Annotated in this window: 16 protein-coding genes; 14 read left to right on the top strand and 2 right to left on the bottom strand. The window is 55.2% G+C overall.

The window, feature by feature from the left end; all coding sequences use genetic code 11:
- Positions 1-15 precede the first annotated feature (15 nt).
- Positions 16-10020 carry a non-ribosomal peptide synthetase gene (locus tag ACR64Q_RS08985; protein WP_313734366.1) on the bottom strand — a complete coding sequence of 3335 codons (10005 nt, stop codon included), beginning with the start codon at positions 10018-10020 and terminating at the stop codon, positions 16-18.
- Between the two features lie 379 nt (positions 10021-10399).
- Between ACR64Q_RS08985 and traL the strand changes: the two genes are divergently transcribed.
- The 14 genes from traL to traN all read left to right on the top strand — a co-directional run bounded on the left by traL (position 10400) and on the right by traN (position 23977).
- Complete coding sequence (gene traL / locus ACR64Q_RS08980; protein ID WP_313734364.1) at positions 10400-10681, top strand: type IV conjugative transfer system protein TraL; 282 nt, start codon at positions 10400-10402, stop codon at positions 10679-10681.
- Positions 10678-11289: a TraE/TraK family type IV conjugative transfer system protein gene (locus ACR64Q_RS08975; RefSeq protein ID WP_313734362.1), complete on the top strand. Its 612-nt coding sequence runs from the start codon at positions 10678-10680 to the stop codon at positions 11287-11289. The genes traL and ACR64Q_RS08975 overlap by 4 nt, the downstream gene beginning before the upstream one ends.
- Positions 11286-12257, top strand: coding sequence for a TraK domain-containing protein (locus tag ACR64Q_RS08970; RefSeq protein WP_313734360.1), 972 nt, complete (start codon positions 11286-11288; stop codon positions 12255-12257). Before ACR64Q_RS08975 ends, ACR64Q_RS08970 begins: the two co-directional genes overlap by 4 nt.
- On the top strand, positions 12257-13636 hold the full coding sequence (locus tag ACR64Q_RS08965) for a TraB/VirB10 family protein (RefSeq protein ID WP_313734359.1): 1380 nt from the start codon (positions 12257-12259) through the stop codon (positions 13634-13636). Before ACR64Q_RS08970 ends, ACR64Q_RS08965 begins: the two co-directional genes overlap by 1 nt.
- Positions 13637-13663: 27 nt before the next feature.
- Positions 13664-14488: a DsbC family protein gene (locus ACR64Q_RS08960; RefSeq protein WP_313734358.1), complete on the top strand. Its 825-nt coding sequence runs from the start codon at positions 13664-13666 to the stop codon at positions 14486-14488.
- Complete coding sequence (locus tag ACR64Q_RS08955) at positions 14485-14997, top strand: TraV family lipoprotein (RefSeq protein WP_313734357.1); 513 nt, start codon at positions 14485-14487, stop codon at positions 14995-14997. Before ACR64Q_RS08960 ends, ACR64Q_RS08955 begins: the two co-directional genes overlap by 4 nt.
- Positions 14998-15128: 131 nt before the next feature.
- Positions 15129-15428 (top strand): TraA family conjugative transfer protein, encoded by a 300-nt coding sequence (gene traA, locus ACR64Q_RS08950; RefSeq protein ID WP_026600538.1) that lies wholly within the window; start codon positions 15129-15131, stop codon positions 15426-15428.
- 13 nt (positions 15429-15441) lie between these two features.
- The gene (locus ACR64Q_RS08945) at positions 15442-15699 is read left to right on the top strand and encodes an RRXRR domain-containing protein (RefSeq protein ID WP_313734356.1); all 258 of its coding nucleotides are present in this window, start codon (positions 15442-15444) and stop codon (positions 15697-15699) included.
- Entirely contained in the window at positions 15696-18110 is a 2415-nt protein-coding gene (gene traC, locus ACR64Q_RS08940) for a type IV secretion system protein TraC (RefSeq protein WP_313734355.1), read from the top strand. The genes ACR64Q_RS08945 and traC overlap by 4 nt, the downstream gene beginning before the upstream one ends.
- Positions 18100-18417 (top strand): hypothetical protein, encoded by a 318-nt coding sequence (locus ACR64Q_RS08935; protein ID WP_313734354.1) that lies wholly within the window; start codon positions 18100-18102, stop codon positions 18415-18417. The genes traC and ACR64Q_RS08935 overlap by 11 nt, the downstream gene beginning before the upstream one ends.
- Positions 18418-18420: 3 nt before the next feature.
- On the top strand, positions 18421-18984 hold the full coding sequence (lepB, locus tag ACR64Q_RS08930; protein WP_313734353.1) for a signal peptidase I: 564 nt from the start codon (positions 18421-18423) through the stop codon (positions 18982-18984).
- 52 nt (positions 18985-19036) lie between these two features.
- Positions 19037-20167, top strand: a complete 1131-nt coding sequence (locus ACR64Q_RS08925; protein WP_483823310.1) for a TrbC family F-type conjugative pilus assembly protein — start codon at positions 19037-19039, stop codon at positions 20165-20167.
- Positions 20164-21195 (top strand): TraU family protein, encoded by a 1032-nt coding sequence (locus ACR64Q_RS08920; RefSeq protein WP_313734351.1) that lies wholly within the window; start codon positions 20164-20166, stop codon positions 21193-21195. Before ACR64Q_RS08925 ends, ACR64Q_RS08920 begins: the two co-directional genes overlap by 4 nt.
- Before the next feature lie 4 nt (positions 21196-21199).
- Positions 21200-23977 carry a conjugal transfer mating pair stabilization protein TraN gene (traN, locus tag ACR64Q_RS08915; RefSeq protein ID WP_313734350.1) on the top strand — a complete coding sequence of 926 codons (2778 nt, stop codon included), beginning with the start codon at positions 21200-21202 and terminating at the stop codon, positions 23975-23977.
- A gap of 12 nt (positions 23978-23989) precedes the next feature.
- Here the strand turns inward: traN and ACR64Q_RS08910 are convergent, their stop codons facing one another.
- Positions 23990-24262 (bottom strand): HU family DNA-binding protein, encoded by a 273-nt coding sequence (locus ACR64Q_RS08910; protein ID WP_313734349.1) that lies wholly within the window; start codon positions 24260-24262, stop codon positions 23990-23992.
- Between the last annotated feature and the right edge of the window lie 186 nt (positions 24263-24448).

The raw sequence follows: 24448 nt of genomic DNA, 5'->3' as shown, positions 1-24448 counted from the left end.
TGATGCGATCGCATTTCATTCACTTAGCGTAAGTTGTTTGGCATCCTCGTCAGAAAGTTGATCTAGTTCTTTCAATAATTCCTCTAACATGCTTTCGTCATATTGATCTATTTGAAGACGAATTACTTCATTGGCTAAAACGTCTATGGTTGACTTTTCGAATATATTTTTTACAGGGAACTCAAGACCAAAACATGTTTGTATGCGTGATCCAACTTGAATTGCCACTAACGAATGCCCGCCTAGATCAAAAAAGTCATCGGTGATTCCGATCTTTTCGATGCCCAATACTTCCTGCCAAATTTCGGCCAAGATTTGTTCGGTCTCGTTGCGCGGGGCGACAAATTGATTGCTCAGTTGTTCACCTAGATTCGGTGCCGGGAGGCGTTTTCGGTCCAGCTTGCCATTGGCACTGAGCGGCATGGCATCCAGCATCACGAAGGCGCCGGGAATCATGTAGTCCGGCAGAACTTGTCTCAGTTGGATTTTCAGGCGGTCCAGTTCAGCGGCGTCTTGGCCGACGGCTGGTTCGCTGAACACCAGATAAGCGACCAGTTTTTTGTCGCCCGGCTGATCTTCCCGTGCCAACACCACGGCTTCTTTAACGTGGGGCTGGTCCAGCAGTTGCGCTTCGATTTCGCCCAGCTCGATGCGAAAGCCGCGGATTTTGACCTGGTGGTCGATGCGGCCCAGAAACTCGATGGCGCCGTCGGTGCGATAGCGGGCTAGGTCGCCGGTTTTGTAGAGTCTGCCGCCATCGGCCCGGAACGGGTCGGGGATGAAACGTTCGGCGGTCAATGCCGGCCGCCACAAATAGCCGCGCACGATACCGGCACCGCCGATGTAAAGTTCGCCGGCCACGCCGATCGGTACGGGATTCAGGTGGTTGTCCAGAATATAGAGGCGAGCGTTGGCGATCGGCCGGCCTATCGATAATGGTTTGTCCAAATCATCCAAACTCGCTTGGTAGACGCTGCTCCACACGCTGGCTTCGGTCGGGCCGTATTCGTTGTAGAGTTTGGTTTGCGGCAAAACGTCGAAATGGCGCTTGACGACGTCGGTCGCGCAGGCTTCGCCGGCGACGATGGCGGCCTTCAAGCTGTGCAGTTGTTCCGGTGCTTGTGCCAGTAGCAAGGCGTACAGCGACGGCAGGGCCAAAAGGTGGGAGACTCGGTGGCGTTCGATCAGGGCCACCAGTTCGGCCGGATCCTTGCCGGCGCCGCCAGCCGGCAGGCACAGGCAACCGCCCTGCCCCAGCGTCCAGAAGATGCCGGCCACCGAGCTGTCGAAGGCGAACGACGACAGTAGCAGGTAGGCCTTAACCGGGTCGGGATAATAAGCGAAACGGGCTGCAGTCGAATGCACCGCATTGCGATGCGTCACCGCCACGCCCTTAGGTTGGCCAGTCGAACCGGAGGTATAGATGATATAAGCCAGATCCAGCGGGTGGTTGCGAAGAGAGGGATTATGCTCGGAATATTGAGCAATCGACGGCCAGTCGCTGTCCAGAAAAATCATGGGTCGGTGGCCGGCATTGACTAAATCCACCAAGCCTGATCGGGTCAGCAACAATCCGACGCCGGCGTCGTCCAGCATGTAGCGCAGCCGCTCCTCGGGATAATGGGGATCGAGCGGCAAATAAGCCCCACCGGCCTTCACTATCCCCAGCAAGCCAACCACCATCGCCAAGGAGCGTTCGATGCAGATACCGACCAGCACATCCGGGCCGACGCCTCGCTCAATCAGGTAATGTGCCAACTGATTGGCACGGCCGTTCAGTTCGGCGTAGGTCAGGCTTTGGTCTTCGAACGTCAATGCGATGGCATCCGGCGTTTGTTCGACCTGGGCTTCGAACAGCTGGTGGATACAGCGATCTTGGGGATAAGCCACTTCGGTGGCGTTCCAGTCGTGGAGGACGTGCTGCCGTTCGGCTTCGGTCAGCGTCGGCAAGCCACCCAGTTTGGCCTGCTGTTGCTCGGCAAACCCGTTCAGTAACTGTCGCAAATGCGTCAACATCCTCTCGACACTGTCTTCGCTAAAGCGGCTGAGGTCGTGGTTGATCTCCAGTAGCAGTTGCTGGCCGGGGAACACCGTCAGCGTCAAGGGATAGTTGGTGGGGTCGTTGCCTACCACTTCGTCGATTTTGAGCGGGCCACCGATCTCCATCAGGGCTTGGTCGAGCGGATAGTTTTCGAACACCAGCAGGCTGTCGAACAGATTTTGACCTCGGCTAATGTCCGAGCTGCTCTGGATGTGCGACAGCGGGGCGTATTCGTAGCGGCGCATCTCCTGATTTTGTTCGAACAAGTCCCGCAGCCAGTCATCGATTTGATTTTCCGGCTTGATTCTGACCCGCATCGGCAGCGTATTGATGAACAGGCCGACGTGTTCTTCAATGCCGATCAATTCCGCCGGCCGGCCGGAGACGGTGATGCCGAACACCACGTCTTCGCTGCCGCTGTAGTGGCTGAGCAGCAATCCCCAGGCGGCTTGTGCCAAGGTGTTGAGGGTCAGTTGCCGCTGTTTGACGAAGCGTTGCAGACATTGGGTTTCGGCTTCGCTGAGCAGCAGGCTTTGTGTTTGAACTTTGCCCGCCAGACGATGGCCGTTGGGGGCCCGATCGGCACCCAATACGGTCGCGGCTTCAAAGCCCGCCAAGCTTTGCCGCCAGTAGCGTTCTGCGGCGCCTCCATCCTGACATTGCAGCCAGGCGATGTAGTCGTGATAGGGTTTGACCGCCGGTAGGTTCGGTCTCTCGCCGCGCCGCAATGCATGGTAAATCGCGAAGACTTCCTTAATCAGCAACGGCATGCTCCAACCGTCCAACAGGACGTGGTGGTAGCTCCATAGCAGGTAGTGCCGTTCGTCGCTAGCCGTTGCCAAGGCGAGACGCATCAGCGGCGCACGGCTAAAGTCGAAGCCTTGCGCGTGATCGGCGGCTTGCAGTGTTTGCCATTGTTGTTGGCATTCGACTTCGGTAAGGGCGCGCCAGTCGTGCTCGCTGATCGGCAATCTCGCCTGTTTGTCGACGATTTGCAACGGTTGTTCCAAGCCCTGAACCTGGAAACGGGTACGCAGGATAGCGTGGCGTTCCAGTAGCTGTTGCCAAGCGCGACGGAAGGCGCCGGTGTCTAGCGGACCTGCCAGCCGGCAAGCCAGTTGAATCCGGTAGACGTTGGCGTCGGGCTCGTACAGGCTGTGGAACATCAGGCCGTGTTGCAGCGGCGCCAGCGGGTAGAGGTCGTCGATCTGCCGCGGTGGCAGGTTCAGGCCGTCCAATTGGCTTTGCGTTAGCGCCGCCAGCGGGAAGTCGGACGGCGTGTAGCCGCCATTGCCGGCTTGCGTACAGTGGGCAATCAAGGCTTGCAGCTGCTGCAGGTAGTTGCCGGCCAGCGTTTCCAGCGTGGCACGGCGGTAGCGCTCGCGGCTGTAGCGCCAGCTTAGTCGCAAGCAGCCGTCCTGGATGCTGCTAACCACGTCCAGTTCGTGAGCGCGTTCGCCGGTCGGATCGTAGCAGGAGCCGACGCCGTCGGCGCTGACCTGGAACAAGGCGTCACCGGCCAATGCGGTGTCGAGTTGCCCCAGGTAGTTGAAGATGATACGCGCCGGCGGCATACCAGCCAGGGTTTGCCTAAGTTCTGCATCATCCGACAGGTAGCGTAACAGACCGTAGCTTATGCCGTGCGCCGGCACGGCGCGGCTTTGTTCCTTGACGGTTTTCAACGCTTGCACCGGGTCAGCGCTGTCCAGAGTCAACAGCAGCGGGTAGACGCTGGTAAACCAGCCGACGGTGCGCGAGACATCCAGGTCGTCTGCCAGATGTTCGCGGCCATGGCCTTCGCGGTCTATCAGTAATGTGGTTGTTGAAACGGGCCCTATACCACCATTGTCATTGGCGCTGATCCAACCGCGTAGCGTCAGCGCCAGCGCGGTCAACAACACATCGTCGATTTGGGTGCGGTAGGCGGCCGGTACGTCTTGCAACAAGGCGCGGGTTTGCTCGGCATTTAACGCGACGACAACTGTCTCTTCCAACGCCACCCGGTTGGCACCGGCCGGCTCATCGACCGGCAGCGTTGCTGCCTGTTTGCGGCGCGGATCTTGCCAGTAGTCGGTGACCCAGGCTAATTCGCCGCTCCGTGCCAATGCTGGCAGGCGTCCGGCCCAGTACTGGAAGGCCGTGGTTTTGGCGGGCAGTTGGATACATTCTCCCGCCAATTTTTGTCGGCAGCCCAGATTCAGGTCTTCCAGCAGGATGCGCCAGGAGACGCCATCCACCACCAAGTGATGAATCGCGATCAGGATTTGGCTGCCGCCGTCGCCCATGTCGAACCACACGGCGCGCAATAACGGCCCTTGGCTCAGGTCGAGCGAAGCCTGGCATGCGCAGGCTTTCGCCTGTAACTGTTCGCTACGGTGTTCGGCAGCAACGGCGGAGACATCGCAGTATTCGAGGATATTGTGCGTTTCCTCGGCCAAGTTAGTTTGCAACCACTGACCCGTTTGTTCCGTAAAGCGCATCCGCAGGGCATCGTGCTGGATCAGCAGTTTGTGCAGCGCGGCTTCGAACACCGTCGGCGTCAGATCGGGCTTGATGCTCAGCATCAAGGCTTGGTTCCAGTGCTGCGGTTTGCTTAAGTTCCGCTCGAAGAACCAATGCTGGATTGGCGTCAACGGCAGCTCGCCCGTGACTAATCCTTGCTCGGCGACGGCACGGCTAACGGTTTCGGCGACCGCCGCCAGTTCGGCGATGGTCTGTTGTTGGAACAACTGCTTAGGCGTGAATACCAACCCGGCTTGACGGGCGCGGCTGACCGCTTGGATGCTGAGGATGGAGTCGCCGCCCAGTTCGAAAAAGTTGTCGTGGCGACCAATGCGTTCGACGGCCAACAGTTGTTGCCAGATTTGGATCAACGCCGCCTCGACCGGCGTTTGCGGCGCGGCGTATTCGGCGTTCGATAATCCACTCCAGTCCGGGGCGGGCAGTTGCTTCCTGTCCAGCTTGCCATTGGCACTGAGCGGCATGGCATCCAGCATCACGAAGGCGCCGGGAATCATGTAGTCCGGCAGAACTTGTCTCAGTTGGATTTTCAGGCGGTCCAGTTCAGCGGCGTCTTGGCCGACGGCTGGTTCGCTGAACACCAGATAAGCGACCAGTTTTTTGTCGCCCGGCTGATCTTCCCGTGCCAACACCACGGCTTCTTTAACGTGGGGCTGGTCCAGCAGTTGCGCTTCGATTTCGCCCAGCTCGATGCGAAAGCCGCGGATTTTGACCTGGTGGTCGATGCGGCCCAGAAACTCGATGGCGCCGTCGGTGCGATAGCGGGCTAGGTCGCCGGTTTTGTAGAGTCTGCCGCCATCGGCCCGGAACGGGTCGGGGATGAAACGTTCGGCGGTCAATGCCGGCCGCCACAAATAGCCGCGCACGATACCGGCACCGCCGATGTAAAGTTCGCCGGCCACGCCGATCGGTACGGGATTCAGGTGGTTGTCCAGAATATAGAGGCGAGCGTTGGCGATCGGCCGGCCTATCGATAATGGTTTGTCCAAATCATCCAAACTCGCTTGGTAGACGCTGCTCCACACGCTGGCTTCGGTCGGGCCGTATTCGTTGTAGAGTTTGGTTTGCGGCAAAACGTCGAAATGGCGCTTGACGACGTCGGTCGCGCAGGCTTCGCCGGCGACGATGGCGGCCTTCAAGCTGTGCAGTTGTTCCGGTGCTTGTGCCAGTAGCAAGGCGTACAGCGACGGCAGGGCCAAAAGGTGGGAGACTCGGTGGCGTTCGATCAGGGCCACCAGTTCGGCCGGATCCTTGCCGGCGCCGCCAGCCGGCAGGCACAGGCAACCGCCCTGCCCCAGCGTCCAGAAGATGCCGGCCACCGAGCTGTCGAAGGCGAACGACGACAGTAGCAGGTAGGCCTTAACCGGGTCGGGATAATAAGCGAAACGGGCTGCAGTCGAATGCACCGCATTGCGATGCGTCACCGCCACGCCCTTAGGTTGGCCAGTCGAACCGGAGGTATAGATGATATAAGCCAGATCCAGCGGGTGGTTGCGAAGAGAGGGATTATGCTCGGAATATTGAGCAATCGACGGCCAGTCGCTGTCCAGAAAAATCATGGGTCGGTGGCCGGCATTGACTAAATCCACCAAGCCTGATCGGGTCAGCAACAATCCGACGCCGGCGTCGTCCAGCATGTAGCGCAGCCGCTCCTCGGGATAATGGGGATCGAGCGGCAAATAAGCCCCACCGGCCTTCACTATCCCCAGCAAGCCAACCACCATCGCCAAGGAGCGTTCGATGCAGATACCGACCAGCACATCCGGGCCGACGCCTCGCTCAATCAGGTAATGTGCCAACTGATTGGCACGGCCGTTCAGTTCGGCGTAGGTCAGGCTTTGGTCTTCGAACGTCAATGCGATGGCATCCGGCGTTTGTTCGGCCTGGGTTTCGAACAAACTATACAAGGTTGAAACAGCAATGCTTTCGGTCGCGGTAGCGTTCCATTTAGCCAGTTGCGTCTGTTCGGGCACGGTTAAAAACGGCAATTGAGCTAACGGCTTATCCGGATTGGCCAAAATTCCGTGTAGCAAACATTGAAAATGTCCCAACAAATGCAACATGGTTTCGCGCATCATGACATCGGTGCGATAGCGGAAAGTGACCGACAATCCACCGTCAGTCTCCGCGGCCAGCATAGCCAAGTCGAATTCCTCCGCGGTTTCAGGTAAACGACAAGTCCGAGCCTCAAACCCTGCCCACCGCAGTTTTATTTCGGGGCGTCCAATGGCTAATGCCCCGGCAATGGGATCGGAACTGTCCTGCAATACGAAAAATACACGATAAAGCTCGATGGCCCCTTTAGCTTGTTCGGCGCGTAATTTATCGATCAGCAAGGCATGCGGATAACATTGATGCTCCAACGCACCACGGACAGCGGCATCGACCTCGGTCAGATAATCGCAAAACCGCAAATTGCCGCTAGGCCTACTCCGTAAAGCCACGGGATTGACGAAATAGCCCACCAACTCGGCAAACTGACGCATGGGCCGACCTAGCGTCGGAGAACCGACAATCAGATCCTGCTGGCCGCTATATCGGTACAACAAAGTCTTGAATACGGCCAGCAGCAAGGTATACAGCGTGGTATTGTGCTCTGCCGCCAAATGTTTCAATCGGGCCAATACATCCGCCGCAATCGTTAGACCTTCCATATCGGCGGCCATCGATTGGGCGCCACCATCGGAACAAGCACCCGGCAACTCCAATCGAGGCAATTCACCTTTCAATTGCCGCAACCAAAACTGCAAATCTCGATTCGCCGCTTCGCTGTGCAAATAACCTTGTTGCCACCGAACGTAGTCGGAATAGCTTGCCGCTAACACTGGCAAATGACTAATGACGCCATTGAGGTATCCGAGGTAGAGCGTCTGCAATTCCGATAGCAATACCACTAAGGAGCGAAAATCGACGATCAGATGATGGGCGCAAAATGCCAACAGGTGATCTTCGGCGCCGCAGCTGAATACCGCGGCTCTCAGCAACGGCCCATGTTCTAAATCGAACGGCTGCCGGACAAAGGCTAGCAAATTCTCCTGCCGTTGCTGATCGCCGCTACAAACTATCCTCGCCAGCCGTGGCGTAGCGTTATCGAGCGGCAGGCAGACCGGACGGTTTTCGGCATTCAAGACGAAGCCGCTACGCAATTGCGGATGTCGGTTGCATAATTCAGCCAGCGCTTGACGCAGGGCGTCGACATTCAAGTCGCCGTGAATTTTTAACGCCACCGGCAAGTGATACAAGGCTTCGCCGACATGCATCTTCGCCTGCGTCCACAAGGCCTGTTGGTTATAAGACATCGCTGTTTCGGTATTCGCACCATCAATCGCTACTGGCGGCTTGGCATCGGCCTTTCCGCTCAATCCCAGCGCCGTTAACGCACCATCGTGTAAGGTGGCGGCGCCGAGCAAATGGCTGACCGGAAAATCCATCCCCAACAGCTCGTCGATGAAGTATTTCAGTTCCACGGCTTTTAGCGAGTCCAAACCCAAGCCGGTCAAGCTATGGTTACGATCTATGCTATCGGCCGTCACCCCGGATAACTCGGCAACCTTGCCGGCCAAGTGTTGGGCCAACAGATCGGTGGCATGGGCTTTGTCCATCGCCGACAGAGCCTGCCGCAATAGATTGTGGGCGCCGGTGGCTTTGTCGATCTGGTTTGCGGCTTGTTGCCCTAGCGGCCGTTGTTGTTCGGCATTGCTAGCCACCGCCTCGAAACCTTGTTGCAAATACACCTCGCGGCAGGCGCTACGCCGGAGTTTTCCGCTGCTGGTTTTTAAAATAGTGCCGGGTTTTACAAACAAAATCTGGTCGGCTTGGATACCGCATTCTTCGGTCAACCTGGCACGAATAGACGAGAACTCGCTTCGATAATCACCTTGCCTGACCCGATTGCGCTTTAATTCGGCTAACACAATCAGCTTTTCGCCATCGCCTTCATCAACCGAAAATGTCACTGTTGAGGCGGGGTTCAAAGCATCGGTTGCTGCTTGGACAGCATACTCAAGATCGTGCGGATAATAATTGCGACCGCGAATAATGATTAGGTCTTTTAGGCGCCCGGAAACGAACAATTCTCCATTGTCTATAAATCCCAAATCACCCGTGCGTAGCCAGGATTGGCCTTTGAAATCTTTGACAAAAGCTTTACCGCTCATCTCGGGGTTTTGCCAATAGCCCTGGGCGACGCTGGGACCGCTCAGCCAGATTTCTCCGATTTGATCATTCGCGCAGCAGGTGCCGGCATCAGGATCGACAATACGCAAGTCTTGTCCATCATGAATATCGATAGCGCCGCATCCTACAAGGTTTTTGGCATTCAATTGATTCTCGTCAATCAAATCGACTACACCTTGCTCTAAGGCGGTTTTATTAAACGCCGCAACCCTTGGGAGGGATTGTTTAGCGATTCCAGTCGCTAGTAATGTTGCTTCGGCCAGGCCATAACAGGGATAAAATGAACGCCGTTGGAATCCACATGCCTTAAATGCGTCGCTGAATCGTTGCAAGGTCAGCGGATTGATAGGTTCGGCGCCATTGAATGCCAGTTGCCAACCGCTGAGATCAATCCCGGCCAAGTCTTCGGCACTGATTTTTTGGACGCACAAATCGTAAGCAAAGTTAGGACCGCCACTGGTATGCGCACCGTAATCGCTAATGGCTTGCAACCAGCGCAGAGGTTTTTCCAAAAACGCCATCGGTGCCATCAAAATCGCACTAGCCCCACAATACAAGGGCTGCATGACATTACCGATCAGACCCATGTCGTGATAAAGCGGTAGCCAACCGACTACAGTCGACCGTTCGTCGTGGCCAAATCGGCGTTTGATTAACTGTTGATTAGCCATCAAATTTCCGTGGCTAATCATCACCCCCTTTGCGTCGCCGGTAGAGCCGGAAGTGTATTGCAAAAAAGCCAAGTCCTTGGTTTGCAATCTAGGGGGCGTCCATGAGTTGGCATCATTAGGGTATTCAACGACATCGGTTTTCAGCCAATTTCTGTCTAACAAATCACCCGTGGTGCCGAGAAAATTACGAATGTTGTTGGCAACTTGGCCAGTACTCAGAATGATTTCCACATTGCTGTCGTCAAGAATGGCCTGCAACCTGGGCATATGCCGATTATTGCTGGGCGGATAGGCGGGAACAGCAATCACTCGTGCATACAGACAAGCAAAAAAAGCTACGATGTAATCCAGACCCGGTGGATAGAGTAATAGGGCGCGTTCACCTTGCATGCCCATCTGCTGCAACGATGCTGCTAATTGCCTGGTTTTTGTGTTAAGTTCGTCATAGGTCAACGAATACTGACCTGATGCCCCATAATCCAAAAATGTATACGCAATTCGGTGGGGGTGACATGCTGCGCGTCGCTGCAACACATCCGTCAGAGATGTTGCGCCTTCAAGCACTAGCGCATCATCGCTGGAACTATCTAAATCATGTCGTTCGCTCAACACATAATCCTCCATTCTATCCAACCCTTTGCGGTGTGCGTTTCATCTTTAAATTGCCATCTCTAATTTTCAAGGGCAGGTAACTCATATATCTGCTTACTGCTTTTGCTAATGCCAGATAGAGTCTGAATGTTTTGCCGATAGCGTTTTGAGCCTAATAACAAAGCAAACCCAAACGACCAAGACCCCTTATGTATAAAGAAGACGACTAACGGAAATAATTTCCCCACCAAAATGTCGGCCCAGCAACAGGCCAAAAACACCTTTGAAGTCAATTGGTATTCGGCAAAGTGCTGCAAGCTGAGCGCAAATTCGTCGTCAGCTGCAAAAGATCTATTCAAATATCCATTCACAATAATGACCATCCCAACCAGAGGTCATTATGGAACCCGTTGCCATTCCCCAATCGATCGATGATCCGATCCACATTTTGCTGTGGTGTGCGGACGAGATCGTACCCTTCATGGTCAGCATGCTCACCGGCATGTTGATCGATCAGTTCATCCCCGGCTTAGCCCTCGGTTTTATCGCAGTCAAGTTTTACCGGCGTTTCCGCGATAACCGGCCTGACGGCTACACCTTGCATGCGCTGTATTGGCTGGGTTTGTTGCCGAGTCGCGCGCAGACGATCCCCAATCCCTACATTCGCCGGTTTCTGCCATGAGATGGTCAGATTTTCTGCAAACCTGGGACGGCCACGAGACCGAGAACCGGTTTAGCCGCGCCGTCATCATCGGCCTGCTGGCCATTTGCGTGATTACCTCGCTGGCCGCCTGGCGCACCGAACGCAGCATCATTCTGGTGCCACCGACCTTGACCCAGGAAGTCGAAGTCACCCGCAGCCAAGCTTCGAGCGAGTTCAAGGAATCGTGGGGCTTGTTCCTGGCTGAACTCCTCGGTAATACCACGCCGGCCAATGCCGACTTTCTGAAAACCGCGGTCGAGCCGCTATTAGCGCCAGATATTTACCGCAGTGTCCTGGATGCCATGAGCGATCAAATCAAGGCCATCAAAATGGATCGGGTCGCGATCAGTTTCACTCCGCGTCACGTCGATTACGAAGCCGAGACCAACAAAGTCTTTGTCAGCGGCGAACTGAAAAGCCAAGGTCCCAGTTCCAAACCGGACGTTAAGCCCCGCACCTACGAATTCATCATCGCCATTAAAAACTATCGCCCCCGGCTTGAATACATCGACGTGTATCCGGATTCCCCCAGAACCTTGGATCGTCTGAAAGCAATGCAAGGCCAAACCCGCGAGGCTCGACCATGAATCGCTCATTCCCGCTAATTTTGTTATTCCTGACCGTTAGCACTGCCTTGTCTGCGGATGAATTACCCGTGACTGTGTTACCACCGGCAACCACTGTGGCCGAAGATTCTTCCTCATCACAGCCAGTTGTACCGTCGCAGCCAGATTTTGGCATTGAATTACCCCCAGTCGATGCCAGCATCTTGAAAGCAGCCAAACAGCAAGCGGCAGCATCAAACGCAGCATCAGCCACTTCCATCGGCCCGCAACATATTGCCGTCAAACCGGGCATCAACGAACTGATGCCGATTGCCGTCGGCCATTTGAATCGGCTGGTCACGCCGTTCGAACATCCGGTAGTCACGACCACCAGCCAAGCCACCACTAGTACCAAAGGTAAAATCGTTTATGTCGCCACCGCCGACGAAACGCCGGTCACGCTATACATCACGCCCGGCGACAACCAGGACATCGCACTATCCCTAACCCTGATCCCCAAACGCATTCCGGCGCGGGAAATCCACCTTGATCTGGATAAGGACAGCTACCGATTGCTGAACCAATGGCAACGCGCCGATAGTACGAGTCGGACTTCCAGCCAACAGGAACAAGCCTACATCAGCCAGCTAAAAGCCTTGTTTAGGGATTTGGGTTTGCAAAAGACCCCAGCCGGTTATTCACTCCGCGAACCCAAGCCCCAAGAACAAATTCGCTGCCTGCAAGACCGCGTGCAGATTAAAACCGGACAAGTTCTGGAAGGCCAGGACCGGCTGATTCTGGTGGGTCTTGCCAAAAATACCGGCAGCGAGATGCTCGAGTTCGACGAACGCAGTTGCGCGACGACGCAACAGGACGTACTCGCCGTGTCGGTCTGGCCCAACGTGGTATTGAAGCCACAGGAAGCGACCGAATTGTATGTCGTGGTCCGACAATCGCCTGAGGCGTCGTCCAGTTTGCGGCCTTCGTTACTGAGCGGAGGTCAACAGTAATGGCCAGCGTCGATACCTGGTGGACACGCTTGAGTCCGACCGCCAAACGTAATTTAGCTATCGGCAGCATCGGTACAGTGGTATTGGCCGTCATCATCGCGCTGGCCACCGTCACCCCGGAAGTCAGCAAGCCGCTGAGTAAACAGGCCACCATCCAACACATCCTGACCGATAGCGATCCTCGCTCGCTCGGTATCGACGGTATTTCTGCGCAATTGCGCGATCTGCTACAGAAAAACGAGGAACAAGCCCGTCGTCTGGCGGCTATCGAGGAACAACAAAAGCGCGAACAGCAATCCGACGAAATCCGTTTCAAACAATGGACCACCGCTGAACGGGAAGCCTATGAAGCCAAGCTTCAAGCGGTCACCGGTGAAGTTGAGACGTTGAAGAACAAAGCGTCTACAACGGCAGTGGCTGGCAACCCTGGCGACGCCAATCAACCTGCTGTGGAGCCAACGGCACCGGGAAGGCCGCCATACCGCCGCCCGAGCAATCCGCCGTTCGACAACGGGCAAGACGATCTCAACCGCGTGTTCGAGCAAGCCGCTATTCCCGCATCGACTGCTAGCAATACCGGCGTCTCAGGAGCACGAGCCAATAACCAAGCGCCGGCGGCGATGCAAATTCGCGTCATCCAGGAAGGCGCTGAGCAGTCCAATGGTAAAGACAAAGACGCAGCGCCGACCAACGCTCACGGGCAGTCGCAGCAAGGCCACGCCAATAGCGATGTGTTCATCCCCGCCGGCAGTATTTTGACCGGCGTGTTGTTGAATGGCCTCGATGCCCCGACCGGCAAAAAAGCCAAGAAAGAACCAATGCCGGTGCTGTTCCGGATCAAGAAGGAAGCCATCTTGCCCAATCGTTTCCATGCCGATGTGCGCGAGTGCTTTCTGTTGGCCGCGGGCTTCGGCGACTTGAGTGCCGAGCGCGCCTATTTTCGCGGCGAGACCTTTTCCTGCGTACGCCAGGACGGTGGCGTGATCGAAGTGCCGATGAATGCCTATGCCACCGGCGAAGACGGCAAAAACGGAGTGCGTGGTCGGGTGGTGTCCAAACAGGGTGCGCTACTCGCCCAATCCATGATGGCGGGCTTTTTACGCGGCTTTTCCGATGCCTTCGGTCGCAACCAGATTCCGATGCTGATGACCGGCGGTCTGGGGGCACTTTCCGGTACTACACCGTTTCAAAGCGCGTTTTCCTCGCAGTCGATGGAAGGCGGTGCCCTGAAAGGCGCCGGTTACGCCATGGAACGCCTGTCACATTTTTATATGGACATGGCCGAAGAGATTTACCCGGTCATCGAAGTCGATGCCATCCGCCAGGTCAACTTCATCGTGCAAAAAGGCACGGCACTGAAGCTGAAGTCACCGAGCTGATTCCTTAATCCAAACCCAAAGGTCGTTATGACGCTACGCCAAATTCTCTTATTACTGGCCACGCTATTCGGAGCCTCCATGGCCATGGCTGCCAATCCGCCCAAACCGGCGGTCTCAGACATTGCCGCCGGTTTGCTATCAATCAAGATCGACGGCATGCAGGACTTGCCGATCTCGGGCCTGAAGATGGTCAAGTCCGGCGAGCAAACGGTGTTTATCTCCAGTAACGGCCGCTTTGCCTTTTACGGCGGCAAATTGATGGACATCTGGACTCAGCAAGAAATCAAGGAACTGGCGGATATCGACAAAATCGCCAACCGTATCGATCTGTCGCGGATGAAACTCAAGGCCGACGATCTAGGTGCGGTGACCGTCGGCCACGGCAAAGCCCAGGTACTGGTATTCATCGATCCGCGTTGCCCATACTGCGGCAAGGTCATGAAAGACCTGCAAGCCTTGCAAGACCAATACACCTTCAAACTGGTGATGGTCCCCATCCTCGGCCCCGAATCGCAAAACATCGTCGTACAACTAGCCTGTCAGCTGGGCGCGAGCGATGCCAAAACCAAAGACGCCGTGCGCGACCGCTTGTTGAAACAGGATTACACCGGCTTGCCGAGCGAACCGCCCGTTCAATGTAACAAAGAGCCGCTGCAAAAAGCCGTGGTCACTGCCAAGTTGTTCGATTTGAAGGGTGTGCCATTCCTGATCGCTCCGGACGGTCGTACTCACAGTGGCGCACCTGAGGTGTTAGCCGATTGGTTGGCCGATAAACCAAAACCGTCGCCCAGTCTGGCAACAACGCCCGATACAAACGCACAAAACACAAACGCCACGGAGAAAAAGCCATGAAACGCTTTCATCAGTTTTCTATTTATAGCCTCAGTGTACTGCTGATCGCCATCACCACCGGTTGCGCTACCGACTACGGCTGTAAAGGCATGCCGGACGAACCCAGCTGTCTGTCGACGACGCAGGCCTACCAGGTGACCAATACGGCGATAAAGGAAGCGCCTCCCGAAACCAGCCAGGAATCAGAGCCAATGTCAAAACCGGCACTCGCACCACCGTTACCACAACCCGTGCCCAAGATCGAGGATCCCACACCGATTCGGACGCCATCCCAGGTGATGCGCATCTGGATCGCGCCTTGGGAAGATGCTGAGGGCGATTTGATGGTGTCCAACTACGTCTACACCGAACTGGAACCCCGGCGTTGGATGATCGGCAAGGCGGCACCGACAGCCAGTGCGTCGTTGATTCCTTTACAAGTCGAGCAACGACCACCGGAGAAACGATCCAGCGTCGATACCACTGATGACGAGAGTCCAGTGAATCGATTAGGCAAACAATTGCCCTGATCCTTGATCCCATTTCACCGCAGGTACCACACCCCCCTGCGAGAGTGAGCGGGCAACCGCTTAACACACGCCGGACTGAGCGTCCGAGATTCGACGGGCAACCGTCTTTTAACCTTTATGAGGACATTTTGATGAAAACTTCGTATCGAACCGGGGTACTGGTGACCCTGGCATCGTTATTTTTTATGTTGATGGCATCCGACGCCATGGCCGGTGCTGGCGGTACCGAGTTCAACAACGTCTGGACCTTGCTGACCGGCTGGGTGGAAGGCTTGCTCGGCCGCATCATCGCCATCGTGTTCGTCATCGTCGGCCTGGTCGCCGGTGTCGTGCGTGGCAGCATCATGGGCTTTGTACTGGGTATTGCCAGCGGGGTCGGCCTGTTTGCGGCACCGACCATTATCACCAACATCGTGACGGCCACGATTTAGGCCTGGAACAACGATGACCGGTTCAACTATTGATACCGAGACTGCGGCGGGCAACCGCCGCCCTTGCACATTGGCGAAGGATAAACGGACCGTCAAGGTCCAAGCCGCCAATGGTCAGCCGATCAACCCCTGTCATCCGGCTAGAGCCCGGCAGTTGAAACGCAAAAAGCGTGCGGTTCGGGTTTGTCGACATCCCTTTACGATTCGCCTGCGTGCCGAGCATCAAACCGAAGCCATGCAACACCTGTATTTCGAGGATCAGACCCCATGACCACCGCGCAACGCCAACGTGCCGATCAGTTATTCACGGTACTGGCTTATGAATATGACCATCATCTGTTTCTGATGGCTGATAGCAGCATTGGCTTTGGTTTTCTGTGCCGACCGCTGACCGGTGCCGATGCCAGCGTCTCCGCGCGGGTCAACGTGTTGCTAAACCAGGACTGGCCGACTGACACCTTGTTGCAGGTGAGCCTTTGGACTTCGCCTGACATCGAAGAGTCGCTGGCGATCATGCAGACCCGGCGCTTGAAACAGCAAAAACCAACGTATAAGACCATGACCCAGGCCAGTATCGAATTCCTGCGACGCGGTACGACCAAGGCGCCGGAAGCGATCTCGGGGGCTCGCTTGCGGCGCAGTCACATTTTCGTGACCGTGAAATTGCCCATGGCGCATCCCCGGCCCAGTGAAAGTGACATCCGCCGGGCAACCGAATTGCAACTCGCTACGCAGCAGTCGTTGTCGACCATTGGCTTGTATCCGGAGGTATTGGGGGCTGATCAATATGTGCGCATCCTCAACACACTACTCAACTGGCAGCCCGATGCCGGCTGGAAAGACCGGGTGGTACCCGAGTGCGATCCTACCCAATTGATACGGGATCAATTGCTGGATTTCGACAATGCGATTCGGACCGACGAAAAAGGCATTTGGCTAGGACAAAAACGGGTAAAAACCCTATCCGCCAAACGCACACCCGATCATTTTTACTTTGGCAGCGCCAAAAGTTACTTGGGCGACATTCTCTCAGGCACGCGTGGCATTCGCCAGAATGCTTTGCTCAGTCTGACCCTGCATTATCCCGATGCCGAATCAACCCGTACCCGGCAGGAAGGTGTGCGGCAATTCATCACCAACCAGGTTAATACGCCAATTGCCCGGTTTTTGCCGGTGTTGGTGCAGCGTAAACACCATTTCGACGTGTTGTTCGATGCCTACCGTGACGGCGACCGGCCAATCAGGGCTTATTTCGGGGTGTTACTGTTTTGCGACGAAGCCGAAGAAGCGGCGGCGGTGTCCAATGCGCGGGTGTATTTTCGGGAATTGGGCTTTCAGCTTTTGGAAGACAAGTATTTCTGCCTGCCGTTTTTCCTGAACTGTTTACCGTTTGGTCCTGAGCGTTCGGCGGTTGCCGATTTGAAACGGTATCGTACCTTGGCCACCCGACACGCTATTCCACTGCTACCGTTATTCGGCGATTGGGCGGGCACCGGCACGCCGACATTGAATTTCGTCTCGCGTAATGGTGAGCACATGGCAGTTTCGTTGTTCGATACCACCGGGAATTACAACCTCTGCATTGCTGCCGAATCCGGTAAAGGTAAGTCTTTCCTGACTAACGAGATCATTGTCAGCTACCTGACCGAAGGCGCGCAAATCTGGGCGATCGATGTCGGCCGCTCGTATGAAAATCTGTGTGAGGTACTGGAAGGCGATTTCGTCAAATTCACCCATGGTTCCGGGATCTGCATGAACCCGTTTGAGATCGTGCAGAACTTCGAGGAGGAGGCCGATATGTTAGCCGGTTTGGTGAGTCAAATGGCGGCGCCGACCGAGAAACTCACTGACTTTCAAACTGCGGGTCTGAAGCGGATTTTGAAGCAACTCTGGACTGAAAAAGCCCAGTCCATGTCGGTCGATGACATTGCCAAGTTGCTTTGCGCTGAAACCGACCAACGCTTAAAAGATGTCGGCGAGCAGCTATTTCCCTTTACCACCCGCGGTGAATACGGCCGTTACTTTAATGGCCAGAATAACGCCAAATTCGCCAACGACTTTACCGTACTGGAACTGGAGGAACTCAAGGGTCGCAAGCATCTGCAACAAGTCGTGTTGCTGCAACTGATCTACCAAATCCAGCAGGAAATGTATCTGGGCGAACGCAACCGGCCCAAGATCGTCATCATCGACGAAGCCTGGGATTTGCTCACCGAAGGCGATGTGGCCAAGTTCATGGAACACGGCTACCGGCGGTTTCGTAAATACGGCGGTGCTGCAGTCACCATCACCCAATCGGTGAACGACTTGTACCGCAATGCCGCAGGGCGAGCCATCGTCGAGAACTCCGCCAATATGTACTTGCTCGGTCAAAAAGCCGAAGTCATCGAAGGCATGAAGCAGGATCGACGTTTGCCATTGTCGGATGGCGGCTATGAACTCTTAAAAACTGTCCACACGCTGCCAGGTGCCTATTCGGAAATCTTCTTCATCACCGAGATGGGTTCCGGAATTGGCCGACTGATCGTCGATCCGTTTAAACGTATTCTTTTCTCTACCAAACCGGAAGACGTAAATGCCTTGAAGCAATTGCGCCAGCAAGGTTTGAGTCTGGGTGATGCCATTCAACAACTCATCGACAGCCGCCAGTCTAAAACACGGGAGTTGAATCATGGACGCTAAATCACAATGGCTCAGCACTGTTTTAATCGCTGTCTGTCTGGGATGTTGCGGTGGCTGGTTGGCTGCGCTACAGCAATTACAACAGCCCTTAGAACGCTTGAATTTGGTGACGCCGGTATTCGTGTTCGACAGAGCCAAATTGATTCAATCGATACCGCCCAATGCCAGTCAGGAGCAGATGGCCAAGATCGTCGATGACTGGCAGGGTCAAGCCAAAAAACTCAGTGATGCCGGTTATCTGGTGATCGATTCGACTGCCGTGGTCGCTGCGCCCAGTGATTTATACATTCAAGCGCAAGGACGGTGAGTTATGAGCGGCACTCAATCTTCATCAAACCCTGCCCATTCTAAACCCGCCCGATTAAGACCCTACCAAACCAAAGCGGCATTCGGGATGTTCTTGCTGAAAGCGCTGCCCATCCTGGTATTGATATTGGCGGTTGAACGCTACGTCGGTCAACGCTTTCTGATTGGCGGTGACGATCAAGTCGATCGCTGTTTGCCGGACAAGTGGATTTACCTGATCGACACCTACAACAAAGACATCTGGCGGGGCGATCTGATGGCCTTTCGCGCCGAACGCATGACACCTTTCTTCAAGGATGGGCAAATCATCGTCAAGATTGCCGCCGGTGTGACCGGTGATCGGATTCAGGTCGACAGTCATCAAACCACCGTCAACGGTACATTGATTATCGAAGGCTTGCCGTTAGCGGAAAAGCTCAAAAAGCCGGCCGCCAGCTTTAAGCACAATGAAACTATCCCGCCGGCAGCCTACTGGATGACCGGGCAAACGCCGAAGAGTTTTGACTCGCGCTATTGGGGCTATGTCTACGACCACCAGGTGATTGGGCGGGCTTATGCGTTGTTTTGATCCACTACATCTTTGGCTTCAATCGGCGCTTTGTTTTCTCTGCTGCTTCAGTGTGCAGACAGTTCAGGCAGAGGAAGCCTGGCTGCAACGTTCTCAGGCCATATTGCACGCCTTGGAAGACCAGGCTCGACCTGAATGGCTGAACGGTCAGACTGAACCGTTGGAGCTGAAGCGCCAGGCGATGCAGGTCTTTGAAACCGCGCAATCGATTAAAAAACCTGCGATATCGACCGGAACTGAAAGAAGCCTTTCGACAAACCAATCGAACAAACCACTCACCATATTATTTGTCTCTTTTTCACTCGGTGATGCGGCGCTAAAAGGCATTTTTGAAGAGGCTTCAGGGCGAGATGATGTGTTACTGGTGTTTCGTGGCTCTAAGCCTGGTCAAAAACTACCGGCGTTGATGACAGACCTCAAGCGTTTACTCAAAGGCATTGATCCTCTGCCGAACATCGTCATTGATCCCACCCGCTTTCAACGCTGGTCGGTAACCTCAGCACCTGACATCGTTGTCGAACAAGACGGTCAATCTCGCTTACATGTTCGAGGTGTCAGTAGTCTGTCCTGGCTGGACCAGCAACTCAAAGCCAGCAAACTGGGCGATTTAGGCACCTTGGGCGATGTCAGCGAGATTGCTGAAATTGATTTACTGGAAGAGATCAAACGCCGGATGGTCGCCATCGACTGGAAACAAAAGCAGCAACAAGCCATCGCTCGATTCTGGGCACAGCAGAAATTCGAAGTGCTGCCTGTGGCTCGGGAAGATCGTGATCGGACTTTGGATCTAACCATCACAGCCCCGCGCGATCTAGCAGCGCCCAACGGTCAGCTGATCATCCGAGCCGGACAAACCGTCAACCCATTGGACAAAATGCCGTTTGGCTTATGTCTGATGGTATTCGATGCCACGGTACCGGCTCAGGTCGAACTGATTCAACGTCAATCCTGCCAGGACAAAAAAGCTCGTGTGCTGTATTTGGCCACCTCCCTACCGCGGCAGGACGGCTGGGATCAATTGAAGAAACTGGAAACTAGGCTTCAGGCCCCGGTGTATTTACTGACGCCGGATGTGCGCAGTCGTTTTCAATTACAGCAGGTACCGGCCATGGTCGAACAAGCCGGCAACCACTTGGTGGTTCATGAACGCAAAGTACCGTCTTTACAGGGAGCGCCATCATGAAGCGATGCGTTTTCCATTGGGTTTTTGGTTTGCTGCTGACATTAACAGCCCCGCTTTATGCCGATACCACAACTACTGCCACTGATCCGTTGTGTGCCGATGCTCAGCTGTGGTCGGGCAAACTCATCACCGATATTTGCTGGAGCTGTCTGTTTCCTATTCGCGCCGCTGGTGCTTCATTGGGGGGTGGCAATGTGCCGAGCATCGCTACCGACCAGAAGTTTTGTTTCTGTACCGATCCCATGGGCATACCGGAATTGGGGATGACCATGGGTTTATGGAATCCAGCCCGTTTGATTGAAATCGTCCGCAATCCCTGGTGCTCGCCGGCATTGGGCGGACATAAGTTCAGTGCCTCGAATGTGCGCTTGATCGCCACCACCGGCAAAGCCGACTTCGATGCCAGTGAAATGTCGTTTTTCAATTACCACTACTTTGCCTTTCCGCTGACCATCATGCTGGATCTGTTCTGGGATGGCCGTTGCAATAGCGACGGCTATCGGGATTTCGATTTGCTGTATGTCTCGGAACTCGACCCGACCTGGAACAGCGATTTGTTGGCATTTTTTACCAGTCCGGAAACGGCGTTGTTTGCCAATCCGGTGGCCATCTCCGCGTGCGTCGCGGATGCTGCGGCGGCCGCCACCGGCAATCCTCTCGATGCCTTGTTCTGGTGTGCCGGCGCCTGGGGGCATATGTATCCCTTATCCGGGATTTCGCCGACCAGTTACGGGACCGATCCCAGGATTACCAGCTTGTTGGCAACGCGCGCCACGGCCTCCTTGCATAGACGCGGGCTGGCCTGGAAAACCTCCGGCAACGATGCTTTGTGCGGCGGCCATATCTACCCCTTTATCCCCAAATCGCAATATCGGCTATCGATGTTTTATCCGGTCGCGGAAACTGAGTCCAATCACGCCATCGGCGAAACTACCTTCAAGTGGGGTGCGGGCCGCACCTATCCAGGGCCGGGTGAAGATCATCTATACATCCTATTTAGGTGGCAAGATTGCTGCGTTGGTTTATGAGGCGATGAGACAATTCTTTGATCCCCAAACATTTGTTACGCAAATCCTGTCAGCGGTGCTGTGCGTCACGCTGGCCTGGACACCGTTTGGTGTGTCCTGGGCCGATGCGATTCAGGCGGCCGGGCGTGATGGCCAACAACTCGGTCAGCAAGTCCTCGATGGTTTTGCGTTTCCGCTCGATACCGGCAACGGCACGCTAACCTTGAATCCGGGGACCGCTCAGGAAAGTGCCATATCGATTGGCACCTTGTTTCCGGATACTAACAGCGCTACGACCACGGCCCAGGAGTTTGCCGATCTCTATGGCAACAACCCCGGCACACTGGCGGCGGGCTTAAACTCGCAGACCGCCTTGAACGGCGAATCCAGCTTCACCGGCGAAGCCTATCGCACTTTGATCGATAATGCCCACCAGTCGCATCCGGATTTACACAACGATGCACTCTGGACTGCCGGCGATCAGGTGTTTGCCAATTTCACGCCCTGGGCGCAGTCGTTTTCGGACTGTACCACCATGACCACGCAAACCGAGACCAGCCATTCGGTCCGTATCCCCGACTATCAGTTGTGTCTGCGCCAACCGACGGTACCGCAAAGTTGTACCGCGACGCATCAAGTCAATGTTGAGACCCTACTCAGCTTTGTCGCCGGTAACGGAGGCATGTCCAGCTGTGGTTCTGGCTGCATGGATTTGTACGTGGGCCGCGTTGGCGATAACTATTGGTCAGCCGGCTGCGGCATATTCAACTGGGAAGTCACATACAACGTCCTGCACCCGGAAGCCATCATCAGTGCCACGCTGGAAGATGTCGAGTTCGATGACCATGCCCGCGTCTATTACGGCGGGAATCTGATCTATACCGGTTCCACCGGCTGGGGTGGCTCATGTGAACTCAGCAATAGCTGGGTCGACCATCCCAATCGCGACGTCACCTATGCCTTCAACAGTACCGGCAACAAAGTCTTCAAACAGGAAACCATGGTTGGTGGTAATGGTGAAGGTTATTCCAGGATTCGACTACGCTACGATTTGTCGAAACTGATCACCCAGGACCAATGGAGCTGGAGTGGTCCGAATTGCCAAAACTTAGCCAATGCGATTACTGACGGCATTTGTCAGGCCGGCAGCCAATTGAGTTGTACGAATGACCCCGCCAATGCTTCAGGCTGTTACGTCGACCCAACTTCGCAGGTGATGGTTTGCGGCACGGATTTGGCCCAAGCCACGGTGGCCAGTTCGACCGGGATTCGCAATAGTTGCATGAACATTCAAGCCTCAGGGCATTGCGATTTGAATCAGTATGGGCAATGTTGGACCGACACCGCCGGCACTCATTGCTTGGAGCCGCCGGCGAACGGGATACCCAACAAGACCTGTGCGTCGTTGGAAACGCAAGGCTGCTCGTTCATCAAAAGCCAATGTACCAGTGTGTTGGCCTCCGGCACCTGCTGGGACAGCGTCGATACTTATGACTGCGGGCAAACGGTGGGCATTCCCGGCATTCAAAGCAACACCCAACAGCAATGTGCCGGGCCGATTCGTTGCATGGGGGAGGACTGCATCAGCGTGAATCGCACCCAGAGCCAGGATTTCAGCAAGGCAGTAGCCTTACTCAACAGCGCTCAGCAAATGGCGATGGACTTGCATTGCGACTACGCCAATGCCGATCTACAGCAAAAGGATCCGACTACCTGTCAGGTATTTCAGGGAAAACCCGCCAGTTGCAAAATGGTCGGCGGCGCCCTCAGTCTGGTCGATTGCTGCGAAACGCCCTCTGGCGCGATGGGGCTAGGCCGTTACATTGATCTGCTGATCGCCACCAGTCAGATGGACAGCGCCGTCATGGCCATGGACAGCACTTCGGCGATTCGAGGTGCCTGGGAAACCATGCGGACACCGTTTACGTTGGCCGGCGATGCCTGGAATAGTTTTCAGGCGGATTTTGCCTCGACCGTGAATGACTTGGTCGGCACCGACATGCTCAGTACCAGCGATATTGCCTCGCAAGGTTTACTGGATTCACTCAAAGGTGAATTAATGAAGTCCGTGGCGGAATGGATCGGCCAGACCTTTGGCGAAGCGGCCGGCAATGCCTTGTTCAGCGCTGGCGGTCAGGCGGCCTTTGATTCGGCGGGCAATTTGACCCCGGCAGCGGAATCGGGTGGCGTCGAGTTGGGCGGCGGCGCGGCCGTGGCTGGCGAACTGCTCAGTACGCTGATGACGGCCTACACCGTGGTGATGATCATCATCATGATTATCCAGATCGTCTATTCCTGTGAGGAACCGGAGTACGAACTGGCCGCCAAGAAACAACTGAAAGTCTGCACGGACCTCGGCACCTATTGCGAGAGCAAGGTGGCTGGCGTGTGTTGGGTGCGCAAGGAAAGTTACTGCTGCTACAACTCGCCGCTAGCGCGCATCCTCAATGAACAAATCAAACCGCAGTTGGGCATGGATTTCGGCACGCCAGAAAGTCCTAGTTGTACCGGCATCAAAGTCGCTGACCTGGACCGCGTGGATTGGACCCAAGTCAATCTGGACGAATGGTTGGCGATTCTGGCGCAGACGGGGCATTTGCCGACCGCCGCCAATGCGGCGTCCATGCTGAATCTGGATCAACTCACCGGTACCGGCAGCCGGCTGAATCCGCAAAAATACGGCGCAGCTTCCAGCGACCGCCAAGACACCTTGACCCGCAACCAAGGCCGCATGACCGATCTGGATGTCCCTACTGTCAAACGGCAGTCGGAACTGGAAGGCTGGGGCATGGGGCCGCAATGAGCGGTCTAAAACTTACTGAACTGCGTCTTTCAGGCCTTTGCCGGCTTTGAAGGATGGCAATTTGGCGGCAGCAATCGTAATAGCAGCACCGGTTTGTGGATTACGGCCAGTACGTTCGGCGCGTTCTTTCACTTCAAAGGTACCAAAGCCTACCAAAGCCACGGAATCACCGGATTTCAACGCGGCTTGAATGGATTGAGTAATGCCATCCAATGCGCGACCGGCGTCGGCTTTAGTTAGATTGGCGTGGCTGGCGATGGCGTCGATGAGGTCGGATTTGTTCATATAGTTATTGCCTTTTTTATGAAGATGGTTGATTTGAAATTTTGTCAGCAATCAAGACTCAATGTTACACAGAGCAATTGTAGCCAGAAAGCTAAATTGCGACTTTCCAGGATAGCGAATACTTATGAATTGAGCCGCTTAGCTGCTAACATTCCACCATTTATTGATACTGCATAATAACCGTTA

It is taken from the genome of Methylomonas sp. 2F7, assembly GCF_057126975.1.
The sequence above is the reverse complement of the archived record's forward strand: the minus strand, read 5'-3'. Positions and strand labels throughout refer to the sequence as shown.